Origin of the sequence: Arsukibacterium sp. UBA3155 (genome assembly GCA_002364615.1) — a bacterium.
Lineage (GTDB): Bacteria > Pseudomonadota > Gammaproteobacteria > Enterobacterales > Alteromonadaceae > Alishewanella.
Genome location: DEYP01000021.1, coordinates 1 through 3,807, shown reverse-complemented (window position 1 = coordinate 3,807; position 3,807 = coordinate 1). Strand labels below are relative to the sequence as shown.

Here is a 3,807-nt window from a genome sequence, read left to right as displayed (position 1 = left end):
CGGTTACCGGATCTTCATCACCACCGTTAGCTGGCCAGAAATAGCGGGAGATAAAATCATACTCATCTGTGTTGGTGCTGGCACTGGCTTTTGCAGTTACAACCACATCAAAGGGCGCTAACTGTTTCAGCTGTTCTGAAATGTAGCTCAGGCCTTTTACATCATGCTCCGACGCCATTACCGCAAAATAAGCCTGGCGGTTTTTTAGCACCTGCATGGGTGTTACCGATAAACCTGCCAGCAAAGCATCCGGAATTTCATCTTGTTCTAACAGGTCCGGGCATTGGTTAGGAAAGCTCATTTCAATTCGGCCGTCGCTATGCTGCTTCACAAACAAGGATCCTACTTCCCGGGTTACAAACTCAATTTCACCCCGCCCGCCCAGGTACTGAAATATCGCAAAAGAGGCTGCTAACGTCGCATGGCCGCAAAAGTCAATTTCAGTTAACGGCGAAAACCAGCGAATTTCATATTGATTGGCCGATAACGCGCGGATAAAGGCGGTTTCTGACAGGTTATTTTCGACCGCAATGTTTTGCATTACCTCAGGCGCAAGCCAATCTTGTACTGGCACCACCGCGGCAGCATTGCCTTTAAACCGTTGTTTGGTAAAGGCATCAACAATATAAATAGCTAGTTCCAAAATCAGACTCCTCTGCTTCAGGGCGCAAGTGCGCGGTTTAGCGGGTTAACTGGTGCTGTCACCCATTCACAGCAGAGTTTATTCTGCAGTCTCCAGCGCGTCGAACACCCGACCGATGATGTTATACAGGTTTTGCTGGTCAAACTCGTAGTCAGATTCGGTTTGAACGCGATGCACAAAAACCAGATCTGAGGCTGGGTATACTCCCAGCATATGAATGCCAACACCCGTATGAAAAAATGCTTTGTCCGGCCGTTTATCGTTAGCATTGATCACATTCCAGAGCATGCCGTAGCCGAAGTCCATGTACTTATTTGTGACGGAATATGAGGTTGTGCTCTGCTCAATCCAGTCTCGTGACAAAATACGTTGGCCATGCCACACGCCGCCGTTTTCATATAACTGGCCGTAAAGCGCCATATCATAGGCGGACATCCGGAAATGGTAGGCCGGGAATGCTGATTTTTCAGGTTCATACTGATAAAAGCCATCGACCTGAAGATCACTAAGGACGGTGTCATTATCGATAGTTGTGTAGTTTCCTGCAAAGTCTTGCATGCCCAGCGGTTTGGCTATTTCCCGCTGAAAAGCAGTGTAAATTGATTCGCCGGTCAGCTTTTCAAAAATGGCACCGGCCACGTTAAAATCCCAGTTGTTATACACGTACTGCTCGCCAGGTTTGAACTGCCCCCTTGCGGGCATTGCGGCCAGCATTCCGTCTGACGTTGCTGCAGAGGGCAGATAAACTCCCGAGCGCGACTGCAATAACTGGCGAAGGGTTGCGGTTTTCTCGGTTGCAGTAAGGGGGGTAATATCATCAATTCCCAGCTCAGTAAGGGTGGCATTGAGGTCAATTACCCCACGTTCAACGTAAATGCCGTACAAAGAGTTTAGCATCGCTTTACGGATGGAATGAATAGTATGTTTCTGATGAATATCGCCAAATTCAAAAACCACTTCACCGGAGCGCATCAACACCATCGAAGAGGTATGGGTCGTTTTAATAAACTGGTCTAATTCGTCAAGTTTGCTGCGGTTAAATGTAGCGTTGCTGTCATAGCAAACCGGATGTTTGATGGCATGAACGGCCCGCTTCAGAATATCCTGCTGCGCCCTCGCATTAGCCTCAGGCTGACCGCCGAGTACCAGCTTTTGGCCGCCTTTAAGCGCGACTTCGGTTAAATTCGCAGGCAGCCCCGGAGTAATAACGTGGCCGGCAGCAGGGTAAATAACGGACGTAACCCTTGATTGCGGGGCAGTTTGTTTAAGCTCAGCTGCAATTGCCTTTGCCATTTGGGCCGAAGGCCAGAGCTGGTCATCGGCGCCGGCAAAAAGTAATAGTTCAGTCTGAATAGAATCGATAGCGATACGTGCGGCAAGCGCATCGGGGTGCTGTAAATCTTGTTTAAAATACTCACGGCCAACAAAGCGTTTGGCCGAATAATCGGGCTGGGAATGGCGCGGTACATAATTCAGCGGTTGCCCATTCAGCGTCCAGGCGGCAGCATCGCTGTCTTGCACAGCGCCCCACACATGCGAGCTGGGCGACACGGCCATTACCGGACCGTAGTCAGCATAATTGGCACCAAGCAACAAGGCAAGTTCAGCCCCGCGTGAGCTGCCGATAATCGCCACTTTTTGACACTGGTTGCGACTTAGCTGTGCAGATGTGTCAATGTATTGAAGAGCAGCGTCAAAATACTCCAGCGGGATACGGTTTAGTGTTTCCGGCAATCCGGGCATACCAAAATAACCGACAGCCAGTGCGGCAACACCCTGTTCTGCGAAGGCCTGAGCTGCAGTTGTTGCACTATTGAGCCCGCCATCTGAGCCACCGACTACGATCACAGTAGGCAGCACCTTGTCAGGGCTTTCAGGCGTGATTAACATCGCCTTCAGATCCGGTTGGTCAATCCGTTGCACGTGCAGATGATCAGGATAACCGGGTTCACCGCAGCCGGCTAACAGCAGGCTAACGGCGACTGTTCCTGAGAATAAGCGCTTAAGGTCCATGGTGTTTTCTCTCTTTTTTTGGCTTATTAAAACCCAGCAAGCTGGCAGATTCAAATGGAGAGTGTAAACAAATGTTCGCAGAAACAACGAATTAAGCGCTTGGTTATTAGACGGCCTGCCGCGCACCATATTATCTGTCAGAGATAAAACAGCAGGTCAATAAAAAAGGGCTGAACGCCCTTTTTTATGTCTGGACTAGCAGCGGTTATTCATCAGATTGATAGAATAACTGGCCACGAATGGCGCCTGATGGATAGTCTGGGTTATGCACATTAATGTAGTATTCTTCTGGATTTTCAAGAATTTCGCTTACACTAATACCGGTAGGAAACTTACCTGCTTCACCTTCTGTCAGGCAATCTGCTGCATTACCGTCTTCAGGCCCGGCTAACACCGCCACTACCGGACCATTTTCACCTCGTCTGCCTTTGTGAATGTGAGCAGCCATGCCACTGCCAACAGGAACAAGCTGGATTTTCTCAACGGTTAGAACATAACACAGGGTAAAAGCATCATTGTCGATGCCAAACACATAAGCTTCACCTCTGCCATTTGGATCACCGGAAATTCTTTTGTTGCTGTCATCATTGGCTACTTCTTGTCTGCCATCCAGTGTCGCTTCCAGCAGGTTGTTAGTATGGCCTGCGATTGCAGATGAGCTAAAAACGCCAGTTGCAATTAGCAAAGCCAACGCTGTTTTTTTGGAAATCATAGTATTTCTCCGTTTTTTTGCGGGTATACCGATCAACTCCAACATTGGACAACAGCTATCGGGTATATAAGTAACGACTGACTTATTAAACTGGATGCAGATTAATAGTTTTTTAAAATGGTTAGTCTGCGGGTTTAGCAGCGATTTAGGATAGCAGGCTACAATACCGGCAGCTCATCCGTGATGTAGCTTAGCTTAAGAGGAGTAGATTGTTGTATCCCGCATGCAGAGAGAACAAACTTTTCCTTAAATATAAGCAGTACCTTTAAGATACAACACCGCAAATCCTGACACTAACACCCGATCATTGCTGATCTTGCAATATAAAATGCCGCCGCGCGCTGATGCCTGATACGCCACTAATTCTGTTTTGGCTAACTGCTTAGCCCAGTAAGGCGCCAGCCCGGAATGAATAGAGCCGGTTACCGGATCTTCATCA

At 48.4% G+C, this 3,807-nt stretch carries 4 protein-coding genes; all 4 read right to left on the bottom strand.

Translation table 11 applies throughout. The features are described from left to right. Positions 1 to 643, bottom strand: a 643-nt coding sequence (locus tag B2X65_RS09990) for a PhzF family phenazine biosynthesis protein (RefSeq protein ID WP_290612380.1), incomplete at its 3' end; no start/stop codon positions are given. A 78-nt stretch (positions 644 to 721) separates the two neighbouring features. Next, on the bottom strand, positions 722 to 2,656 hold the full coding sequence (locus tag B2X65_RS09985; protein ID WP_290612379.1) for an acyl-CoA thioester hydrolase/BAAT C-terminal domain-containing protein: 1,935 nt from the start codon (positions 2,654 to 2,656) through the stop codon (positions 722 to 724). Between the two features lie 205 nt (positions 2,657 to 2,861). Beyond that, a complete protein-coding gene (locus B2X65_RS09980) occupies positions 2,862 to 3,368 on the bottom strand; it encodes a CHRD domain-containing protein (RefSeq protein WP_290612378.1) in 507 nt (168 codons plus the stop codon). 246 nt (positions 3,369 to 3,614) lie between these two features. Next, positions 3,615 to 3,807, bottom strand: a 193-nt coding sequence (locus B2X65_RS09975; protein WP_290612377.1) for a PhzF family phenazine biosynthesis protein, incomplete at its 5' end; no start/stop codon positions are given.

Excerpts from the sequence above, each read along its gene's own strand:
- B2X65_RS09980 (WP_290612378.1), bottom strand. The coding sequence starts at position 3,368 with ATGATTTCCAAAAAAACAGCGTTGGCTTTGCTAATTGCAACTGGCGTT.
- B2X65_RS09985 (WP_290612379.1), bottom strand. The coding sequence starts at position 2,656 with ATGGACCTTAAGCGCTTATTCTCAGGAACAGTCGCCGTTAGCCTGCTG.